This window comes from Mucisphaera sp., assembly GCF_965279675.1.
Lineage (GTDB): Bacteria > Planctomycetota > Phycisphaerae > Phycisphaerales > Phycisphaeraceae > Mucisphaera.
Genome location: NZ_CBDIIJ010000002.1, coordinates 1,366,275 through 1,383,894, shown reverse-complemented (window position 1 = coordinate 1,383,894; position 17,620 = coordinate 1,366,275). Strand labels below are relative to the sequence as shown.

The 17,620-nt window shown below is 64.3% G+C and carries 16 protein-coding genes and 1 tRNA gene; 11 read left to right on the top strand and 6 right to left on the bottom strand.

Annotated features, from left to right (window positions below; genetic code table 11):
• Positions 1 to 117 precede the first annotated feature (117 nt).
• The 3 genes from ACQZAB_RS05985 to ACQZAB_RS05975 form a co-directional block, all read right to left on the bottom strand.
• The gene (locus ACQZAB_RS05985) at positions 118 to 2,109 is read right to left on the bottom strand and encodes a hypothetical protein (RefSeq protein WP_428387970.1); all 1,992 of its coding nucleotides are present in this window, start codon (positions 2,107 to 2,109) and stop codon (positions 118 to 120) included.
• Between the two features lie 81 nt (positions 2,110 to 2,190).
• On the bottom strand, positions 2,191 to 3,144 hold the full coding sequence (locus tag ACQZAB_RS05980; RefSeq protein WP_428387969.1) for a PEP-CTERM sorting domain-containing protein: 954 nt from the start codon (positions 3,142 to 3,144) through the stop codon (positions 2,191 to 2,193).
• Positions 3,145 to 3,206: 62 nt separating this feature from the next.
• On the bottom strand, positions 3,207 to 4,304 hold the full coding sequence (locus tag ACQZAB_RS05975) for a TIGR02597 family protein (protein WP_428387967.1): 1,098 nt from the start codon (positions 4,302 to 4,304) through the stop codon (positions 3,207 to 3,209).
• A gap of 482 nt (positions 4,305 to 4,786) precedes the next feature.
• On the opposite strand from ACQZAB_RS05975, the gene bioA reads away from it, so the two are divergent.
• Genes bioA through ACQZAB_RS05960 form a run of 3 tightly spaced genes read left to right on the top strand, consistent with a single transcriptional unit; the run spans position 4,787 to position 8,056 of the window.
• Complete coding sequence (bioA, locus tag ACQZAB_RS05970; RefSeq protein ID WP_428387965.1) at positions 4,787 to 6,091, top strand: adenosylmethionine--8-amino-7-oxononanoate transaminase; 1,305 nt, start codon at positions 4,787 to 4,789, stop codon at positions 6,089 to 6,091.
• Positions 6,092 to 6,137: 46 nt separating this feature from the next.
• On the top strand, positions 6,138 to 7,187 hold the full coding sequence (locus ACQZAB_RS05965; protein ID WP_428387963.1) for a glycosyltransferase family 2 protein: 1,050 nt from the start codon (positions 6,138 to 6,140) through the stop codon (positions 7,185 to 7,187).
• Positions 7,184 to 8,056 carry a sulfotransferase family protein gene (locus ACQZAB_RS05960; RefSeq protein ID WP_428387961.1) on the top strand — a complete coding sequence of 291 codons (873 nt, stop codon included), beginning with the start codon at positions 7,184 to 7,186 and terminating at the stop codon, positions 8,054 to 8,056. The genes ACQZAB_RS05965 and ACQZAB_RS05960 overlap by 4 nt, the downstream gene beginning before the upstream one ends.
• On the opposite strand, the gene pgeF is transcribed toward ACQZAB_RS05960, so the two are convergent.
• On the bottom strand, positions 8,053 to 8,862 hold the full coding sequence (gene pgeF / locus ACQZAB_RS05955; protein ID WP_428387960.1) for a peptidoglycan editing factor PgeF: 810 nt from the start codon (positions 8,860 to 8,862) through the stop codon (positions 8,053 to 8,055). The genes ACQZAB_RS05960 and pgeF overlap by 4 nt on opposite strands.
• A complete protein-coding gene (locus ACQZAB_RS05950; RefSeq protein ID WP_428387959.1) occupies positions 8,855 to 10,852 on the bottom strand; it encodes an Hsp70 family protein in 1,998 nt (665 codons plus the stop codon). The genes pgeF and ACQZAB_RS05950 overlap by 8 nt, the downstream gene beginning before the upstream one ends.
• A 96-nt stretch (positions 10,853 to 10,948) precedes the next feature.
• On the opposite strand from ACQZAB_RS05950, the gene ACQZAB_RS05945 reads away from it, so the two are divergent.
• The 8 genes from ACQZAB_RS05945 (at position 10,949) to ACQZAB_RS05910 (ending at position 17,029) form a co-directional block, all read left to right on the top strand.
• Positions 10,949 to 11,335 carry a 6-pyruvoyl trahydropterin synthase family protein gene (locus ACQZAB_RS05945; protein ID WP_428387957.1) on the top strand — a complete coding sequence of 129 codons (387 nt, stop codon included), beginning with the start codon at positions 10,949 to 10,951 and terminating at the stop codon, positions 11,333 to 11,335.
• Positions 11,336 to 11,727: 392 nt separating this feature from the next.
• Positions 11,728 to 12,627, top strand: coding sequence for a DoxX family membrane protein (locus ACQZAB_RS05940; protein WP_428387956.1), 900 nt, complete (start codon positions 11,728 to 11,730; stop codon positions 12,625 to 12,627).
• 169 nt (positions 12,628 to 12,796) lie between these two features.
• Positions 12,797 to 13,240, top strand: a complete 444-nt coding sequence (locus ACQZAB_RS05935) for a hypothetical protein (RefSeq protein WP_428387954.1) — start codon at positions 12,797 to 12,799, stop codon at positions 13,238 to 13,240.
• Positions 13,241 to 13,297: 57 nt separating this feature from the next.
• A complete protein-coding gene (locus tag ACQZAB_RS05930) occupies positions 13,298 to 14,074 on the top strand; it encodes a glycosyltransferase family 2 protein (protein WP_428387952.1) in 777 nt (258 codons plus the stop codon).
• A 14-nt stretch (positions 14,075 to 14,088) separates the two neighbouring features.
• Positions 14,089 to 15,807 (top strand): ArnT family glycosyltransferase, encoded by a 1,719-nt coding sequence (locus ACQZAB_RS05925; RefSeq protein WP_428387951.1) that lies wholly within the window; start codon positions 14,089 to 14,091, stop codon positions 15,805 to 15,807.
• A gap of 26 nt (positions 15,808 to 15,833) precedes the next feature.
• Positions 15,834 to 16,583, top strand: coding sequence for a TVP38/TMEM64 family protein (locus tag ACQZAB_RS05920; RefSeq protein WP_428387949.1), 750 nt, complete (start codon positions 15,834 to 15,836; stop codon positions 16,581 to 16,583).
• A 94-nt stretch (positions 16,584 to 16,677) separates the two neighbouring features.
• Positions 16,678 to 16,750 (top strand) — tRNA-Asn (locus ACQZAB_RS05915).
• A 3-nt stretch (positions 16,751 to 16,753) separates the two neighbouring features.
• Complete coding sequence (locus ACQZAB_RS05910; protein ID WP_428387947.1) at positions 16,754 to 17,029, top strand: GIY-YIG nuclease family protein; 276 nt, start codon at positions 16,754 to 16,756, stop codon at positions 17,027 to 17,029.
• On the opposite strand, the gene ACQZAB_RS05905 is transcribed toward ACQZAB_RS05910, so the two are convergent.
• Positions 17,022 to 17,594: a TetR/AcrR family transcriptional regulator gene (locus tag ACQZAB_RS05905; RefSeq protein WP_428387945.1), complete on the bottom strand. Its 573-nt coding sequence runs from the start codon at positions 17,592 to 17,594 to the stop codon at positions 17,022 to 17,024. The two genes, ACQZAB_RS05910 and ACQZAB_RS05905, sit on opposite strands and share 8 nt — an antisense overlap.
• Between the last annotated feature and the right edge of the window lie 26 nt (positions 17,595 to 17,620).

Below are 17,620 nucleotides of genomic sequence, written 5' to 3'. Positions count from 1 at the left end.
GTCTTCCTTCTGGAAGAAAGCGATGACAGGGTCTTTCGACCCCGTCATCGCCGGATTTTCGGGTTGTCGCTGAGCCCGTTCGGGGGTCAGCAGTTTAACAAAATGTGATCGTCTGGATCAGTGGGTGGCGATCCGGACGATGTACTTCGCGGAGGCGTCGAGCGGGCCGTTGTCGGCGACGGTGACGGGGGCTCCGGTACCGACGATGGCGCTGACGACGCGCTCGTTGTTGTCGGCATCGACGGCGACGACTTCGTAGAGGACGCCGGCCATGGTGTCGAAGGTGACGGAAGGAGCGAGTTGCAGGGCGACGCCTGAGGGATCGTCGAGCCGTGCGGGGCTAGCGAGGATCTTCTGGGCGCTGTTGTTGTCGATGGCGGAGATGCCGGTCCAGCCCTGGAGCCAGTCGGAGGAGGGGCTGACGGCACCGACGAAGTTGGTCGGTGTGGTGTAGAAGCCGTCGGCCGGGGGCTGGAAGGCGAGCTCGCGGTTGACGGCGAGGGCTTCTTCGGCGGCCCGTGGGTCGATGGACATCACGTTGCCGATGGTGCCGTCGCCGAAGTCGGAGGAGGGCACGTAGAAGGGGAAGTCGCCTGGAACGGTCGCCCGGGTGATGGCGACGATGGGCAGGTCGCCGACGACCTTGTTGCCGAGGGTGACGTTCTCGCTGCCGACGGTTTCAGCGGGGACAACGCCTTCGGCGATGGCGGTGCCGTAGGCTCCGGACTCGTTGCCGAAGAAGAGGCTGCCGGCGACCTGGAGGAGGTTGGCGGCGGGGTCCTGAGCGGTGTATGCGGCGGCGAAGTCGGCGGCAATGGCGCTGCCTGCGTTGGCGAAGCCGTTGGCGGGATCGAGGTAGTAGCTGGCGGGGGTGGACCAGCGGTCGGAGAAGCTGAGGCTGCCTGCGGCCCCGTAACCGGTGGAGCCGTCGCCGTCGTCGCCATCGTTGTTGATGACGTTGCCGCCGCCGGTCATGAAGATGGAGTTCCAGAACTGGACGTTGGCGTTGTCACGGAGTGCGACGAGGTGGTCGGAGGAGTCCGGGTCCTGGCCGGGGAAGGCGGCGGGGACTTCGGGGGCGCCGATGACGGTGGCGTTCCAGAGGGAGATGGCGGTGACGGGCTGAGCGGTCGAGTCGCCGTCGGCGCCGTCGGCTTCGACGGCGTTGTCGCCGTAGCCGGAGCCCTGGTTCAGGGAACCGGCGGCACCCTGGACGATGAAGACGAACTGGAGCTTGCCGCGGTAGCCCTGGTCGATGTCGAGCGAGTCGTCGCCGATGTTCCAGACGGCGAGGTTCTTGACGTTGACGGAGCCGCCGAAGATCTCGAGGCCGTCGTCGATGTTGTTGAAGATCTCGATGTGCGAGACATCGGTTCCGCGGCCGACGCCGCCGAAGGATGCGCCGTTGAGCTCGGAGTTGCTGGCGGGGTTGAAGTCGTCGCCGCCGTAGCTGAGCGAGATGTAGCTGAGGACGCCGGAGTCGTCGTTATCGGCGAGGCCGCCGTAGAGGTTCACGCCGCCGGCGAGGGTGGGCAGGCCTTCGATGGGTGCTTCCTTGGAGACGTCGAAGGCGGTGCCGTTGGAGGGGTTCTGACGGGTGTCAGAGATGCGTGCGTTGCCGAGGACGGCGAGGCTGCCCCATTCGGCGGCACCCTGACGCCAGACACCACGTTCGCGGGGGTTCTTGCCGGTGGGATGGGAAGCGTCATCGGCCCAGTTGGCGAGGTCGGTACGGCTGGTGAAGATGATGGGGTTGTCGACGGTGCCTTCGGCGATGATCTGTGCGCCGCGGGCGACGACGAGGGTGCCGGCCTCACCACCCGGGGCGTTGCCGGAGGCGAAGACGACGCCGGGCTCGATGACGAGGGTGGCACCGGGGAGGACGACGACGCGTGCCTGGAGGTTGTACCACTGGTCGGCGGTGAGGGTGCCGGACTGGGCGATGAGGAAGAGGCCGTCGCCGGCGGGCGAGGCATCGGTGAAGGGACCGACGGTGCCGGAGTCACCGAAGATCACTTCGTTGGTGGTGTTGATGGCGGCCTGCGCGGTGCCGACGACGCCAAGACCGGCGACGAGAGCGGCACACATTAGCTTCATGGTTGACTTCATCTTTCATCTTCCTTTTGGGTTGGTTGGGACGTGCGGTGCGTCCCGGGGTTTTTTTGGGTTGGATGTTTGAGTAACAGTGGATTACTTGGAACGACGACCGAGGATGGCGATCCCGCCGAGGCCCAGCAGGGCGGCGGAGACGGGCTCGGGGATGGGGTTGGAGGCACCGAAGTTGGTGGCGAGGACGGAGAGGTCGATCAGGTCGACGACGCTGTCGGTGTTGAAGTTGCCGCCAGCCCAGCCGGTCGTGCCGTTGAAGTTGGTGGCGAGTGCCGAGAGGTCGATGAGGTCGACGTTGCCGTCGAGGTTGGCGTCGCCAAACGAGGTGCCGATGACATTGAGGATGAGCTCTTCGAGGTCGTCGCTGTCGCTGACGCCGTCGTTGGTGAGGTCGAAGCCGGGGTCGCCGAGGTTGCTGACGAGCAGGTCGATGTCGACCTGATCGATGACGGTGTCGCCGTTGAAGTCGCCGGTGTTGCCGGAGGTGGCGGCGGTGGTGCCGTCGTTGGCCCAGAGCTCGACGGGCGCGAGCGCCCCGAAGGCCTCGGTGGTGAGTGCCTGAGCGGGGAAGCCGTTGGCGTTGGGGTTGGTGATGATGAAATCGCCATCGATGATGCCGAAGTCGACATCGGCGCCGGGGCCGGCGTCGATGAGGCTGGTTGCCGGTGCGAGGCCGGAGACCAGGGTGTCGAAATCGTTATCGAAGAAGACGAAGAAGAGCTCGGTATTGGCGGGGGCGTCGTAGGGGCCGAAGAGGCCAGAGACGACGCCATCGATCCCGAAGGCTGAGCCGATTTCGAGGACATCGAGGACGACGTCGTCGCCTGAGCCGCCCCAGGAATCGCTGGTGGGGTTGGCGATGCCGGGCGTGCCGAGGTCGGCGATGATGGCGAGCGAGCCGCCGGTGAGTGCCAGTGAGCCGTCGGCGTTTTTGAGGACGCCGGCGGAGATATCGAGGCTGAAGGCGGCCTGTGCGGCCGGGGCCGAGACGGCCAGGCCCGCGAAGGCGGTCAGTAGCAGTGCTGTTTTCTTCATGGTGAACTCCGGTTCTTTCTCTTACCTGGGTGAGGCGGCTGGGAAGCTGCCCGCAGGTTGGTTTACGGGTTGACTTCCCAGGTGACCTCGCCGGGGACACCGGGGTTCTTGCGGACGACGATGACCTGTGCGGGGTCGATGACGAGGTCGTTGGCGGGGTCACCGGCAAGGGTGACGAAGCTGTCGTTGACCTTGATGACGGTGGTCGCGGCGGCGGGGTCGAAGCCGGACTCGGCGGCAGGGGCATCGAAGATGAGGACCTGGTCGCCCGGGCTCAGGGTGCTGGGGGAGTTGTCGACGACCTGGCTGAGTCCGCTGGCGGCGAGCGTGGTGGGCTCGGTGACGCCGGTGCCGAGGATGGTGTCGTTCTGGACGTTCTCGATGGCGATGCTCTCGACGATGTTGAAGCCGAGGCTCTGCCCGACGCCGAAGAAGCTGAGGTTGCCGGAGGACTCGTCGATGAGGGTCTGGGGGTCATCGGCCTCGCCGGTGCTGAGGGGGGCGGGGTTGCGGAGGATGAGGGTTCCCTGGGGCTCAAGGACGAAGTCGTTGGCGAAGCCGCCTGTGCGGGTGCGCCAGTCGCCGTTGAGATAGAAGATGCCGGTGAGGGCGGGGATGTTGACGCCGACACCGTCGGTTTCCTGGGGGACCAGGATGCGGAAGGTGGGCTGGAAGGGGTTGGGCGAGGCGGCGAAGGTCAGTCCTTCGGCGCCATCGGGGAAGATGGCTTCGATGGTCCAGTGGGGCAGGACGGCGATGGTCTGGTTGAGACCGGCCGACTGCAGGAGGGTGGCGGCGGAGGCATCGGAGCCCTCGACGACCAGCTGGAGTTGGGTGCCGGACTGGCTGACGATGTTGAACCAGCGGCCGGCGAGAGGGCCGTCGGCGAAGCGGGCGTAGTAGAGGGGGCGGCCCTGGGCGTTGGTGCCGAGGGTGGTGTTGAGAAGCCCTTCGGGATCGTTGACGGTGAGCGTGTCGCCGTTGATGGCGGCGATGGTGAACTCACCGAGGCTGTTTTCCTGGAAGGGGATGGATACGCGGGTGTCGGTGCCGGCGGGGACGGTGACGGCTGCGTAGCCGACCTGCGCCTCCTGGGCGTGGGCCGATCCGGCGATTGCCAGGGCGGCGATGGCGGGGAAGACCTTCTCTTTTAGGCCCATTCTCGTTTCTCCTGTTAGCGGCGTGGAGTTAGGACAAGCGTTCTTCGATTGGCAGCGGCAGGCAGGCCGGGTTGCGGTTGTCAGTAAGAGCGTTTGGCTGCCTGACACATCACACGCACGGCGTGTTGATGGGCGGGAAGGTAGATGTCGTGTGTGAGATTGCGGTTAGCGGGATGTTTGCGCTTGGTGACTTGCTGGAAATGCGTTTGGGGGCGGGCGAGTGAACAAGCATCACTCTGGACGCTTGGGTTTTTATGTCTTTAGGAGAACGTACTTTGGAAGCTCGAAGAGGCTGGGACGGTCACTGAAGGGCGCTGCTGGCGGGGGTGCATTGACGGATTCTTAACGTAAATAAGTGATTGGTTCGCGTGCGCGAAGTGTCGGTTTTGGGGTGGCGGGGGACTGGATGAGTTGGATTCAGAGGGTTGTTTGAGAGGTCGCTTGCGATTGATGAACTAGTTGTCAGAGGCCATGATGGTGGGATGGATTTTTCGGTGGCAGGGCGTGCGTCCGGGGAGATGGATCGGGTTCGGCAGGAGGCTTGCCTGTGGTTTCCGTATGCGCAGATGAAGCGGATGCGTCCGCCTTATGAGGTGGTGAGTGCGTCGGGGGTGTCGCTGAGGTTGAAGGATGGGAGCGAGTTGATTGATGCGGTGTCTTCGTGGTGGGCGGTGGTGCATGGGTATGACCACCCGGAGATTCTGACAGCGGCGCAGGCGCAGCTGGATCGCCTGCCGCACGCGATGCTGGGAGGGCTGGTTCATGAGCCGGCTCAGCGGCTGGCAGAGGCGCTGGCGGGGGTGACGCCTGGCGATCTGCGGCATGTGTTTTTTGCGGATTCGGGGTCGGTCGGGGTGGAGGTGGCGTTGAAGATGGCGACGCAGTATCAGCGGAACCTTGGGCGTCCCGGGCGTCACAAGATGGTCGCGGTGCGGGGCGGGTATCACGGGGATACGACCGGGGCGATGGCGGTGTCGGACCCGGAGGATTCGATGCACCATCTGTTTTCGCCGATTCTGATCCAGCATCACTTCGCGCCGCAGCCGCGGGGCGGGTTTGATGCGGATGCGTCGGAGGTGGCGGAGGCGCTGGGGGGTCTGGAGGCGTTGCTGTCCGAGCATCATCGGGAGATCGCGGGGATGATCTGCGAGCCGATTTTGCAGGCGGCGGGTGGTTTCAACATCTACAGCCCGGCTTATCTGAAGGGGGCGCGTGAGCTTTGTGATCGGTATGGGGTGTTGTTGATCTTTGATGAGGTGGCGACGGGTCTGGGGCGGACGGGTCGGCGTTTTGCGGCGGATCACGCAGGTGTGACGCCTGACATCATGGTGCTGGGCAAGGCGTTGACGGCGGGTTACACGGGTCATGCGGCGGTGGTGACCCGGCCGGGGGTGTTCGAGGCTTTTTATTCGGATGATCCGGAACACGCGTTGATGCATGGGCCGACGTTTATGGGCAACCCGACGGCGTGTGCGATTGCGCTGGCGGGGCTGGAGGTGTTTGAGCGGGATGACTATCTGGGGCGGATCGCGCGGATGGAAGAGATGCTGCAGGAGCGACTGCTGGGGCTTGGCGGCTCGCGGGTTCGGGATACGCGGGTGATCGGGGCGACGGGGGTGGTGGAGACGCATCGGGTTGAGGATCTGGAGGGGTTGCAGGCTTATGCGGCGGCGCGGGGGGTGTGGCTGAGGCCGTTTGGGCGGTATGCGTACACGATGCCGGCTTACGTGATGGACGATGAGTCGCTGTCGCGGATTCTGGATGTGTTTGAGGGCTGGTTTGCCTGACTCGGGTGGTGGGGAGAGCGGCTGGTCATCTGCCGATAAAGGATTTATGGCCGAAGCCTCCTCCGATCCGTCTGTGTCTGCGGCCAGTGAGGGGGCGGGGTCTGTTGAGGTGGAGGGATCGGTCGGGGTTCGGGTGCTGGCGGTGGTGCTGAATTATCGCACGCCTGATCTGGTGGTTGATTGTCTTGGGTCGCTGGTGTCGGAGGTGGCGGGTTGTCCTGGTCTGTCGGTGGTGGTGGTGGATAACGATTCGGGGGATGGGTCGGCGGAGGCGATCGAGCGGACGATCGACGAGCGGGGCTGGGGCGCCTGGGCGCGGGTGCATCGGATGGGTGACAACCGGGGGTTCTCGGCGGGGAACAATGGCGGACTGTTTTCGGGGGAGGCGGAGTACTACCTGCTGTTGAACAGCGACACGCTGGTGGGTGAGGGGGCGGTGCGGGCGCTGCTTCGCGGGGCTGAGGCCCATCCGGGTGCAGGGCTGATCGGTCCGAGGCTGACCTGGCGGGACGGGACGCCTCAGATCAGCAGCTTCCAGGTGCCGACGCCTGTGACGGAACTGGTTCATGCGGCGGCGACGGGGTTCGTGAGCCGGTTGTTTGCGAGACATGTGATTGCGCCGGGGCTGCCGGAGGCGGCGGAGGCTTCGGGTTGGGTGAGTTTTGCGGCGGTGCTGGTTTCGGCTCGAGCGCTTGGGGCGGTGGGGCCGATGGACGAGGGCTTTTTCATGTACTTCGAGGACATCGACTATGCGCGGCGGGTTCGGCGAGCGGGGTTCGAGGTGCTTTACTGGCCTGAGGCGCGGGTGGTGCACCTTCGCGGTCAGAGTTCGCCGGTGAAGGAGGCGCAGCAGCAGGGTCGTCGGCGGCCGGCTTATTTCTATGCGGCGCGGAGTCGTTATTACGCGAAGTACTACGGCGTGGCGGGGCTATGGCTGGCGAACGTGTTGTGGCATGTCGGTCGGTGCGTGAGCTGGACGCGGGAGCGGCTTGGGCGTCGGGAGCGGGTGGCCTGCGCGAGCGAGTGGCGGGATATCTGGACGAGTGCGCTGCGGCCGATGAGGCCGTTTGAGATGAAGAGGAAGAGGGCCGGATGAGTCGACTGCCTGACTTTGTGATTATTGGCGCGATGAAGTGCGGGACGAGTTCGCTGCACGAGCAGCTGGCGGCACAGCCGGGCTTTTTCATGTCGGACCCGAAGGAACCGAACTTCTTCAGCGATGACACGAACTACGAGCGGGGTTTTGACTGGTATCGAGGTTTGTTTGCGGGCGCGGGGGCGGACGCGCTGGTGGGGGAATCGAGCACGCATTACACGAAGCTGCCGACCTACCCGGCGACGGTCGCGCGGCTGAAAGAGCGCCTGCCGGACGTGCGGCTGGTGTATGTGATGCGTCATCCGATTAGTCGGCTGGTGTCGCAGTACATCCATGAGTGGACGGAGGGGGCGACCTCGGACCCGATCGATGTGGCGGTGAGGCGGCTGCCGAGGATCGTGGATTACAGCCGTTATGCGATGCAGCTGACGCCTTACTTTGAGGCGTATGGCACGGATCGGGTGCTGCCGGTGTTTCTGGAGCGGATGCATCGCGATCCGCAGGAGGAGCTGACGCGGGTGGCGCGTTTTCTGGGGTATGGCGGGGAGGTGCGGTGGCGGACGGATCTGGGTGAGCAGAATGTTTCGGCTGAGCGGCTGCGGGTGTCGGCGTGGCGGGATGCGTTGACGGATCAGCCGGTGCTGGCGTGGCTGAGGCGGCATCTGGTACCGCAGGGTGTACGGGATCGGATCAAGTCGTTGTGGCAGATGAAGCGGCGTCCGGAGCTGAGCGCGGAGACGGAGGCCGAGTTGGCGGCGGACCTCGACCGGGACCTGGCGACGTTGGGTGACTGGCTCGGGCTTAAGCTGACGTGCGCGACCTACAAGGATGTGGTGCTCGGTGGGCGTGCGCCGAACTGGGCTGATTAAGCGCAGCCGATGACGGAGGCCATCTGTCCGTTGAGGCCGCGGTCTCTTCGGTAGGAGAAGAACTCGGTTTCGTGTTCGAAGGTGCAGCGGTCGGTGGTGTCGATGTGGTCGGGTTGGAGTCCGGCGTCGAGGAGGGTGGCGTGGGCTGCGGCGGGGAGGTCGATGTGGGGCTTGGGGCCGTGGTCTGTGCTGATGAATCTGTCGTAGCCGTGGGCCTTGAAGGCTTCGGCGACTTCGGTGCCGACTTCGAAGTGCAGGAGGCTGATGCAGGGGCCGATGGCGGCGAGGAGGCTGCTGGCGGAGGTGTCGGTTTGTTCGAGGAATCGAGTGACACAGGCGCGGATGATGCCCTGGGGTTCGGCGACGAACCCGCGCCAGCCGGCGTGGATGCCGGCGACGAGGCTGGCGTCCGGTGTGGTGATGAGGATGGGGACACAGTCGGCGGTGCGGATGACGATGATCTTGCGGGGGTCGCGGGTGATGAGGGCGTCGGCCTGCGGGGCCTGATCGGGCACGGGGACGCGGTCGTCGTTGTCGAGGTGGACGTTGCTGCCGTGGACCTGGCGGGCTTCGAGGCGCATGCGTCGCTCGATGTGGAGTGCTTTGCGGAGACGGCGGTAGTTCTCGGCGACGTGCATGTTGGGGTCGCCTTCGCCTTTGCGTAGCGGACCGAGGTTGAGGGAGGCGTAGCTGCCCTTAGAGACCCCGCCAAGGCGCGTGGTGAAGGCGTGGACGGCTCCGGCCGATCGGAGCAGCGGCGACTGGTAGGTGACGACCTGGTTGTCGTGGGTGATGCGTTCAAGCACCCGGGGCGTCCTGGCGGAGGGTGACGGCGATGGCTTTTTCGGCGAGTGGGATGGAGGCCTTGTCCATCTTGTCGAGTGCCTGGGCGAAGGCGTCGGCGTCGGGGTTGGGGTCGTCGACGAAGCGCTGGACGGCGGCCATGTTGGCTTTCATCGTGGCCTGCTCTTCTTCGGAGAGCTGGTCGCCGGCTTTCTCCAGTTGTTTGCCGATCGCGCGGAGGTCGAGCCGGGCCTGGTTGCGGAGGTCGATGAGTCGGTGGGCGGTCATGTCTTCGACGGCGTGGCCGAGGGCTTCGGCTTCCATCGTGAGGACCTGTTCGCGGGTGAGTCCGTGGTTGGGGACGATCTGGATGGAGGCTCGGCGTTCGGAGCGTTTTTCGACGGCTTCGACCGAGAGGATGCCGTTGGCGTCGACGAGAAATGTGACCTCGACCTTGGGCAGGCCGGCGGGCATGGCGGGGATGCCGCGGAGTTCGAAGCGGCCGAGGAGCCGACAGTCCTGTACGAGCTCGCGTTCGCCCTGGTAGACGTTGATCTGGACGGCGGTCTGGTTGTCGGCGTAGGTGGAGAAGAACTCGGTGGCACGGGCGGGGATGGTGGTGTTGGCGACGATGAGTTTGGAGACGGCGCCGCCCATGGTTTCGATGCCGAGTGAGAGCGGGACGACGTCGAGCAGGAGGGCGTCTCGGCGGAGACCGGCGAGGATGGCGGCCTGGACGGAGGCTCCGAGGGCGACGACGCGATCGGGATCGAGGGCGGTGTAGGGCTCTTTGCCGAAGGCGTCGGCGACCTGTTGGCGGACGAGGGGGATGCGGGTGGACCCGCCGACGAGGATGACGCGATCGATCTGATCGCGGGTGAGTTTGGCGGCGGCGAGCGCTTCGTGGCAGGCATCGAGCGTGCGTTTGATGAGGGGTTCGATGAGCGATTCGAACTCGGCGCGGGTGATGGTTTTGTCGTACTGGCGGTTGTCACCGAGGTCGATCTCGAAGGAGGCCTGGTGTTCGGAGGAGAGTCGTATCTTGGCGGCTTCTGCGAACTTCTTGAAGGCCTGTCGGGTGGCGGGTGGGAAGCCGTTGACGCCGAAGCGTTCGGTGATGTCTGCCTGGATGGTTTCGATGAGGGCGTGGTCGATGTCGTCGCCGCCGAGGTGGGTGTCGCCGGCGGTGGCTAGGACCTGATCGACCATGCCGTTGGGGGTTTGCTGGATGCGGAGGATGGAGACGTCGAACGTTCCGCCGCCGAAGTCGTAGACGACGACGGTTTCGGAGGCGGGTTTGGCGTTAGTGTGTGTTTGTGTGTCCGAAGGCTCTGAACTGCAGGCCTCAGGGTTGATTTTGGTGCTGAGCGAGACGGTGCCGGACGGGTTTCGGCTGGCGAGTTCGGGTTGGTCGTCGGTGGGTTGCTGGCCGACGCCGATGTTGTAGGCCAGGGCGGCGGCGGTGGGTTCGTTGAGGATGCGGACGACTTCGAGTCCGGCGATGCGGCCGGCGTCTCTGGTGGCCTGGCGTTGGGCGTCGTCGAAGTAGGCGGGGACGGTGACAACGGCCCGGCGGACTGGCTGGCCGAGGTCGGCCTCGGCGATGGCTTTGAGTTCGCGGAGGATGATGGCAGAGATTTCCTGCGGGCTGAGGTGTCGTGGTCCCTGCTCGACGGCGATCATCCCGTGTTCGGCGGGCGCGACGGGGTAGCTAAGGTTGTTCTGCTCGTGCTGGATGTCGTCGAAGCCGCGGCCCATGAGCCGTTTGATGGAGGCGACGGTCTGCTCGGGGAACTCGACGGCGTGGGCTCGGGCCTCCTGGCCGACGGCGGCGACCTGGCCCTGGTCATCGAAGCGGACGACGCTAGGGACGACGGGTCCTCGTGCCTCGGTGGCGAGGACGCGGGGGCCGGCTTCATCGCACCAGGCGACCAGTGAGTTACTGGTTCCGAGGTCGATGCCGATGATGGGGTCGGTTGGCCTGGCGGCTTCCTTTTGGTCGGATTCGGTCATAGTCTGACAGTGTAGCGCGTCACGATGTGGACGCTGGAGCTGGGCCTGCATCGATCGTTCGGTGCTTTTGCGTCTGATTAAGATTGGAGTGCTGGCATGGACGAAGGCGGCAGCTACGAGATCTCGGTGCGAACGGTGTTTGCGGCGTCGCATGCGTTGCGGCTGGCGAATGGCGAGACCGAGCCTATCCACGGGCACAACTGGGAGACGGTGGTCACGGTGTCGGCGGGTGAGCTGGATCGGATGCAGGCGGTGATGGACTTTCACGATCTGGAGGCGATTCTGTCTGGCGTGCTTCAGCCGTGGCAGAACCGGCATCTCAACGACGTGGCACCGTTTGCGGCGGGGGAGATCAATCCGACGGCGGAGCGGGTGGCGTGGTGGATTTCCAGGGAGGTGATGGCCTCGCTGCCGGAGGGTGTGTCGCTGGCGTCGGTGTGTGTGGGAGAGGCACCGAACTGTACGGCGATCTATCGCCCGTGAAGGCCGGGCGGGGGGCTGGTCTGACCCGGGGCGTCGTTTGATACATCCGAAGTGAGAAAGAGTTGAACCGTCTAGTACTGTCTGTGATGGGTTCACGCCGTCGGGTTTAACTAAAAAAAAAGGCCCGGCAAGGCATGAAGCCAAGCCGAGCCCTTCCGGGGGCAGAATTGACGAGCGACGATGTAAAACTCTCGCTCTGACAGAATATTAACGTATGGATCGGGGCATGCAAGCCTCGGGCCAGAGATTTCCTCGAAGATTTTGTTTCAGTTAAGCTCATATTTCTGACAGAAATATCTGCTGATTCGTGGCTCGATTTCACGACGGTTCACCGATCTAATAATCGATCTTTTTGGTCTTATTAGGCTTCTTCTTTACGCCGGAGTACAACCATGGCGACTTCAGCAACCCCGCTCATCAGTCATTTGCTTTGGGCCCCACCTTCTCAACCCGGTTTTCTCGGAGACCTGTGTCTACTCGGGGCACGTCTCTACGCAGGCATCACCATTGGTATGGCGGGTTTTGACAAGCTGCCGGTACCTGATTGGATGGTGGATCAAGTGAGTGAGGTTGGCTTCCCGCTGCCGGGCTTTTTTGCCTGGGTGGCCTGTTACACCGAAGCCGTGGGTGGACTGCTGCTGACTGTTGGGTTGTTGACCAGGCCAATGGCCCTGCTGCTGGGGTTCACGATGGCCGTGGCGGCGTTTGGGTATCAGGACCAGATCCCAATCCTTGGCGGGATCCACGTAGCTCAGTTGCTGTTCTGGCTCTTTGTCTGCTTCCTGGCACTTGGCGGCGGCAGGCTCTCGATGGATGCCTTGCTGACGAAACAGCCGGGTACTCGCACAAAACCTTGGGGCCCTGTTGTGATGCTGACCGTTCTTCTGTTTGCGGTCGCCAACGGGTTCGGGATCTATCGATCGATTCAGCCGATCGTGGAAGTGCCTGTACCCGCCGCAGATGAGGGCATTCGTAGCATCTCCATACCGGGTGATTTCAACGAATGGGATCTGACCGCCCTTGAGATGGAGCGTCTGGGTGGGGGTGACACATGGTCGGCGGAGCTGGTCGTGAGTGGTCCGACGCCGATCGCTTTCAAGTTTGCTGCCAATGGCTCTTGGGAACGCAATGTGGGTGATAACGACCAGGATGGCCGGGGGTTCCCGCTGAGGGGTCAGGGCGAGGTCAATGGCGAGAACATCGTCGGGTATCTCCCCGAGGCCGGCCGTTATCGGCTTGAAATCGACGCTGGCACTTTCTCGTACCGGCTCGACCAGGTGGAGCGCGAATAGCTCTGGCCTCCGGCTTAGTGAGGAAATAGGAATAAAGGTCGTCTCTGTGCCAGCTGTGCGAATAGCGGCTGCGAGCATTCTGGTGAGAGGCGACTATTCGGGGTCCTTGACAGGCGCACAGTCTGATCCGAGACACCTTTGCCAAGACCTGATTATTGAGAGCCCTCGTATGAATGTGATACATCGCCCTACGCTGCTGCTGAGTCTGGTCGCTTTCGTTCTGCTGGCCACTGTTTTGCCGTTGGCTTCTCTGTCCGCTCAGGATCACGGCTCGGATGCGTTGGAGAACCGTTTGCGTGGGCTGGAGGCCAGGGTGTCCCAGCTGGAGCATCAGGTGGCGGCCTTGACCGCGAGTGGGGTGGCCCAGCAGCCGGCAGGGACTGATGTGGAGACCGCGGATGCGGCAGCGCGTCTTCGGGGGCTGCCGGCGTCGACGCCCGAGGTGGTGGCCAAGAGGTTGGCCGAGCTTTTCCCGGAGGGCCGGGTCATTGAGCACGGGTCTGACGCCGGGGACGGCTATTACTGGTTCGAAATCCGCGTGAACGGGCAGCTGCGTGATGTTGAGATCACGGAGGATGGCGTGGTGCGGAAGAACCGGCGTACGTTTGATTGATGTGCCGGCTTGAGGTTCGGGCCGCCGCGGGAGGCTTGTGTCCGGTACGCTGCGTTCATGCAGGACCCTGACGCGGCGATCGACCTGAGTATTGTGGCTCCGGCTCACAACGAGCAGGACAACGTTGATGGTCTGGTGGATGAGGTGGCGGCGGCGCTGCGGCCGACGGGTCTGCGTTTCGAGTTGATCCTGATCGATGACGGGTCGACCGATGCGACCGTCGAACGCGTTCGGCAGCGGATGGCTGCTGGGTGTGACTGGTTGTCGGTTCACCGTCTCGTGACGCCGGCTGGCCGGGGGCTCGGGCCGGCGGCGGGGTACCGGGCGGGCATCCTCAAAGCACGTGGCGAGCTGATTGCCATCATTGATGCTGATCGTCAGAACGACCCGAACGACCTGCCGGTGATGGTCCATGCTTTGCGCGAGCAGGACATCGATCTGGTGCAGGGTGATCGGTCGGCCAATCGTCGGGATACGTTTGTCAGGCGGGTGTCGAGCGCTGTCGGGCGTGGGTTTCGGCGGGCGATCCTGGGCGACGACATCCGGGACTCTGCCTGTGCCATTCGGGTGATGAGGCGGGAGATGGCGTTGGCGCTGCCGTTTGAGATGCGTGGGATGCAGCGGTTCACGGCGTATGTGGCTCGGATGATGGGCTACGCTGTGATTCAGGTGCCGGTGAACCATCGGCCGCGGGTGGCCGGCAAGGCGAAGTTCGGTGTCTGGAACCGGGCGCTACCGGGTCTGATCGATCTGATTGGGGTGCGGTGGATGAAGAGTCGCTGGCAGCAGATACGGACGCAGGAGGAACCGGTCTCACGGGCCGGATCGCTATGACCGAACATGAACCGATGGCTGCGACGAAGGCCGACCGCTGGGCCAGGTATGAGTGGCGGTACGTGGTGCTGATCGCGTTGGGTTTGCTGGTGGCTTATGTCGCCATGGCAGCGGGGACGGACCTATGGGATCGCGACGAGCCGCGTTATGCCCGCGCGGCTGTTGAGATGTGGGAAACCGGTGACTGGCTGGTGCCGTCTCTCAACGACGAGCCTCGGCTGCGTAAGCCGCCGATGATCTACTGGATGATGGCGCCGTTTGTCGGGCTGATGGGTCCGACGGAGCTGGCGGCGCGGATGGTGTCGGTTCTGAGCATGGTCGGGGCGGCGCTGATGACCTGGTTGTGCGGGCGGCGGATGTTCGGGCCGCAGGTCGGCATCGGGGCGATGGCGATTTTTGGGACGAGCATGCTGGCGATCTATGTCGGCTCGGCGTCGATCATCGATGCGGCGCTGGTGTTTTTCACGACGCTGACGATTTATGCCTTCATCGATGCGATCTACCGGAAGCAGGCGTGGTGGCACTGGCCGGTGATGGCCGTCGGGTTGTGCTCGACCGTGCTGCTGAAGGGCCCGCTGGTCTGGCCGATCCCGGTGGTGACGATTCTCGTGGCGGGTTGGCTGCTGCGGCGCGAGCTTCGGCTGTCTGCCCGGTGGTGGATCGGTTTTGTGTTGCTGGCGTTGTTTTCGTTTGTGCCGCTGATCGCCTGGGCGATCCCGGTGGATCGCGCGACCGGTGGTCAGCTCTGGGCGATCGGTTTCGAGCAGCACGTGGTGCAGCGGGTGACGTCGGGTCTTGAGCACGGCAGCGGGAGCACGCTGGAGTATGTCGTGCAGTTGCCGCTCTATCTGCCGCTGATCGTGATCGTGTTCTTTCCCTGGATTCTGTATCTGCAGGGGGCGTGGAGCGCAATGCTTGGCCGGCGGCTGGGGACGGGCCGCGACCGGGCGGTGCTGTGGGCCTGGATCCTGCCGTGGTTTGTGTTTCTGAGTCTGGCGAGCACGAAGCTGCCGCATTACCTGATGCCGATCATCCCGGCGCTGGCGATCGCCTCGGCGGCGACGATTGCTCTGCACCATCGGGGAGAAGCCCACGGGCGCGATCGATTCTGGATGACCATCGGTGTCTGGCTGGCGCTGCCGGTGGCGATCGTTGGGATTCTTGGTGCTCTGGCGGCCCCGTTTGTGCTTGCGCAGCCGTCGCTTTTCCTTGGCGAGATTCCGGTGGTGCTGGTGCTGGTGGCGGCGACGGCGTGGGTGGCGAATCATCATTTGGCGGGTCGTTACCTGACCGCTGCGAAGGGGCTGGTTTGCCTCGTCCCTGCGATCGTCATCGCGATGGTTTTCCTGGTGCTGCCGGGCGTGGAGGACGAGCTCAAGCCTTCGGCGGATCTGGCCGCGGCGTTTCGTGAGCAGGCCGAGCCGACTACCCCCCTTTTCATGCGGGATTACGACGAGCCCAGCCTGTTCTTCTACATGGACCGGCCGAGCGGGCACCCGATCGTGCACCTGCATCGGGCGGATGTGGCCGATTGGGCTCTGGGACGCGGGGCGTTTGCGAGGACGGCCCCGGACGAGGCCGGGCTGCTGATCATTGGTGACGGCGAGCTGGCGGCGATCGAGGCACGGTTTGGCGATCTGCCCGTCGAGAAGACTTTTGGCAAACGCATCCTGGACTACTCCTCGGGGACGCATCACACCGAGGTGATGCTGGTCAAGCGGATCGGCCCCTGACTCCGGCTGGGGCGCTACCATCCGGAGTGACGCAGCAGCCCACAACCACTGTTGAGACCCTCGACACGCCGACCCGTGGCTGGCGTGCGTGGCTGCCGACGATCGGCCTGCTGGGGGTGGCTGTGCTCCTGCCCGCGTTGGGAGCTCTGGGTCTGGCGGGACCTATCCGGGGTGCTGCGGATGTGCTGCACGAGCAGGCCGGCTGGACGATGCCCTTGTTCGTGCTGGCGGCGGCTCTGCTGGCGGGGGTAGCGATTTTGCCGACGCATGCGGTGAGTCTTGCGGCGGGATATGTCTACGGGCTTGCGCTCGGCCTGCCTGCGGCGATGGTGGCGGTTCTGGCGGCTTCGGGTCTTGGGTATGCGCTGGCCGGGCGTCTCTCTAATCGGCAGCTTCGGGGCTGGATCGACCGGCATCCGACGGGTCAGCGGCTGGCTGCGAACCTGATCGATGCGGAGACCGGCCGGGCGATCCTGGTGTTCACGCTGGCCAGGCTGCCGCCTCAGGTGCCCTTTGCGTTTGCGAACGTGCTCGCGGCGATGCTGAGCCTTCGGCTGGTGCCTTTTCTGATCGGCACCGCGGTCGGGATGCTGCCCCGGGTGGCGTTGGTTGTGTATCTGGGGAGTCAGCTGGCGGCCTGGGACGCGGGCACGACCTCGACAGAGATGCTGGTGCAGGCGGTCGCTTCGGCCTTGATCGGGCTGATCGGGTTGAGCTGGCTGGCCTGGCGGGCCTGCCGCCTGCCCGCTGACCCGAATGTGCCCCAGCATGCCTGATCGCGACAGGCGTTGTAATCCGCTGGGTATCCACATGGCGGTGATTTGCAGGCTTGACGGGGCAGGTGCCGTGGGTACCCTTACGTGACTCAGATCCCCTGTAGCTCAATTGGTAGAGCGAGCGGCTGTTAACCGCTAGGTTGCTGGTTCGAGTCCAGCCGGGGGAGTTCATGGCGGACGGTTTCTTCGTCTACGTGCACGAGAGTCAGGCCACCGGGAAGTGTTACATCGGGCAGGCCGATGATCTTGAGCGGCGGCTGGCCGAGCACAACTCGTCGACACACAACCTGCGGAAGTTCACCTCCAGGAACAAGGGGCCCTGGCGGCTCGTCTATCGGGGGGTGTTGCCGACGAGGTCGGAGGCGATGCTCCGGGAGCTACCGCGTGCCGCGCAGCTGGTGCTGCAGGTGGCGATCGAGGGATTACGAAGCCGGGGTTTTATTTGAGTGCCGCGATGCTTGCACGTACCAGCGACTCAATGGCGTGTTGCGCGTTGGCTGTGCTTACCTGGCCCTCGGCACAGGCGAGAGCTAGTTCATTCATGGCACCGGAGAGCGCGAGGGTGAGTGGTTCGTCGCTGTGGCCGAGTGCAGCAGCGACCCCTTCACGGAGTGATCCGAGGCAGAACCGCGCGTCGATCTCACGCCAGCGAGCCCAGCCGAGTACTGCGGGGCCGTCAAGAAGATAGATCCTGGCCACCGCTGGTTCGGCTGCGGCCGCCAGGTAGGCACGGCATCCGGCAACGAGTGCCTCGGTGGGGTCGGCGTGTTGATGAGCCTCACGGATGATGTGCTCAAGCAGATCCTTGTTGACCTGCTCGAAGACCGCGCGAAAAAGATCGGTTTTATCGGAGAAGTGGTGGTAGAGGGCCCCCTTGGTGAGGTTGCATGCGTCGATGACGGCTTGTGTCGAGGTTTCAGCCCATCCCTGGTCAGCGAAGAGCAGCGTCGCCTGCGTGAGGAGGATCGATCGTGTTCTGTCTGATCGTTGGGCGTTGGTAGTTGGCACCATACATGTGATGCTAGCAGGTCGCCCTG

What these genes read in the sequence shown, in the direction of transcription:
- ACQZAB_RS05985 (WP_428387970.1), bottom strand. Translation starts at nt 2,109, where the DNA reads ATGAAGTCAACCATGAAGCTAATGTGTGCCGCTCTCGTCGCCGGTCTT.
- ACQZAB_RS05980 (WP_428387969.1), bottom strand. Translation starts at nt 3,144, where the DNA reads ATGAAGAAAACAGCACTGCTACTGACCGCCTTCGCGGGCCTGGCCGTC.
- ACQZAB_RS05975 (WP_428387967.1), bottom strand. Translation starts at nt 4,304, where the DNA reads ATGGGCCTAAAAGAGAAGGTCTTCCCCGCCATCGCCGCCCTGGCAATC.
- bioA (WP_428387965.1), top strand. Translation starts at nt 4,787, where the DNA reads ATGGATTTTTCGGTGGCAGGGCGTGCGTCCGGGGAGATGGATCGGGTT.
- ACQZAB_RS05965 (WP_428387963.1), top strand. Translation starts at nt 6,138, where the DNA reads ATGGCCGAAGCCTCCTCCGATCCGTCTGTGTCTGCGGCCAGTGAGGGG.
- ACQZAB_RS05960 (WP_428387961.1), top strand. Translation starts at nt 7,184, where the DNA reads ATGAGTCGACTGCCTGACTTTGTGATTATTGGCGCGATGAAGTGCGGG.
- ACQZAB_RS05950 (WP_428387959.1), bottom strand. Translation starts at nt 10,852, where the DNA reads ATGACCGAATCCGACCAAAAGGAAGCCGCCAGGCCAACCGACCCCATC.
- ACQZAB_RS05945 (WP_428387957.1), top strand. Translation starts at nt 10,949, where the DNA reads ATGGACGAAGGCGGCAGCTACGAGATCTCGGTGCGAACGGTGTTTGCG.
- ACQZAB_RS05940 (WP_428387956.1), top strand. Translation starts at nt 11,728, where the DNA reads ATGGCGACTTCAGCAACCCCGCTCATCAGTCATTTGCTTTGGGCCCCA.
- ACQZAB_RS05935 (WP_428387954.1), top strand. Translation starts at nt 12,797, where the DNA reads ATGAATGTGATACATCGCCCTACGCTGCTGCTGAGTCTGGTCGCTTTC.
- ACQZAB_RS05930 (WP_428387952.1), top strand. Translation starts at nt 13,298, where the DNA reads ATGCAGGACCCTGACGCGGCGATCGACCTGAGTATTGTGGCTCCGGCT.
- ACQZAB_RS05925 (WP_428387951.1), top strand. Translation starts at nt 14,089, where the DNA reads ATGGCTGCGACGAAGGCCGACCGCTGGGCCAGGTATGAGTGGCGGTAC.
- ACQZAB_RS05910 (WP_428387947.1), top strand. Translation starts at nt 16,754, where the DNA reads ATGGCGGACGGTTTCTTCGTCTACGTGCACGAGAGTCAGGCCACCGGG.
- ACQZAB_RS05905 (WP_428387945.1), bottom strand. Translation starts at nt 17,594, where the DNA reads ATGGTGCCAACTACCAACGCCCAACGATCAGACAGAACACGATCGATC.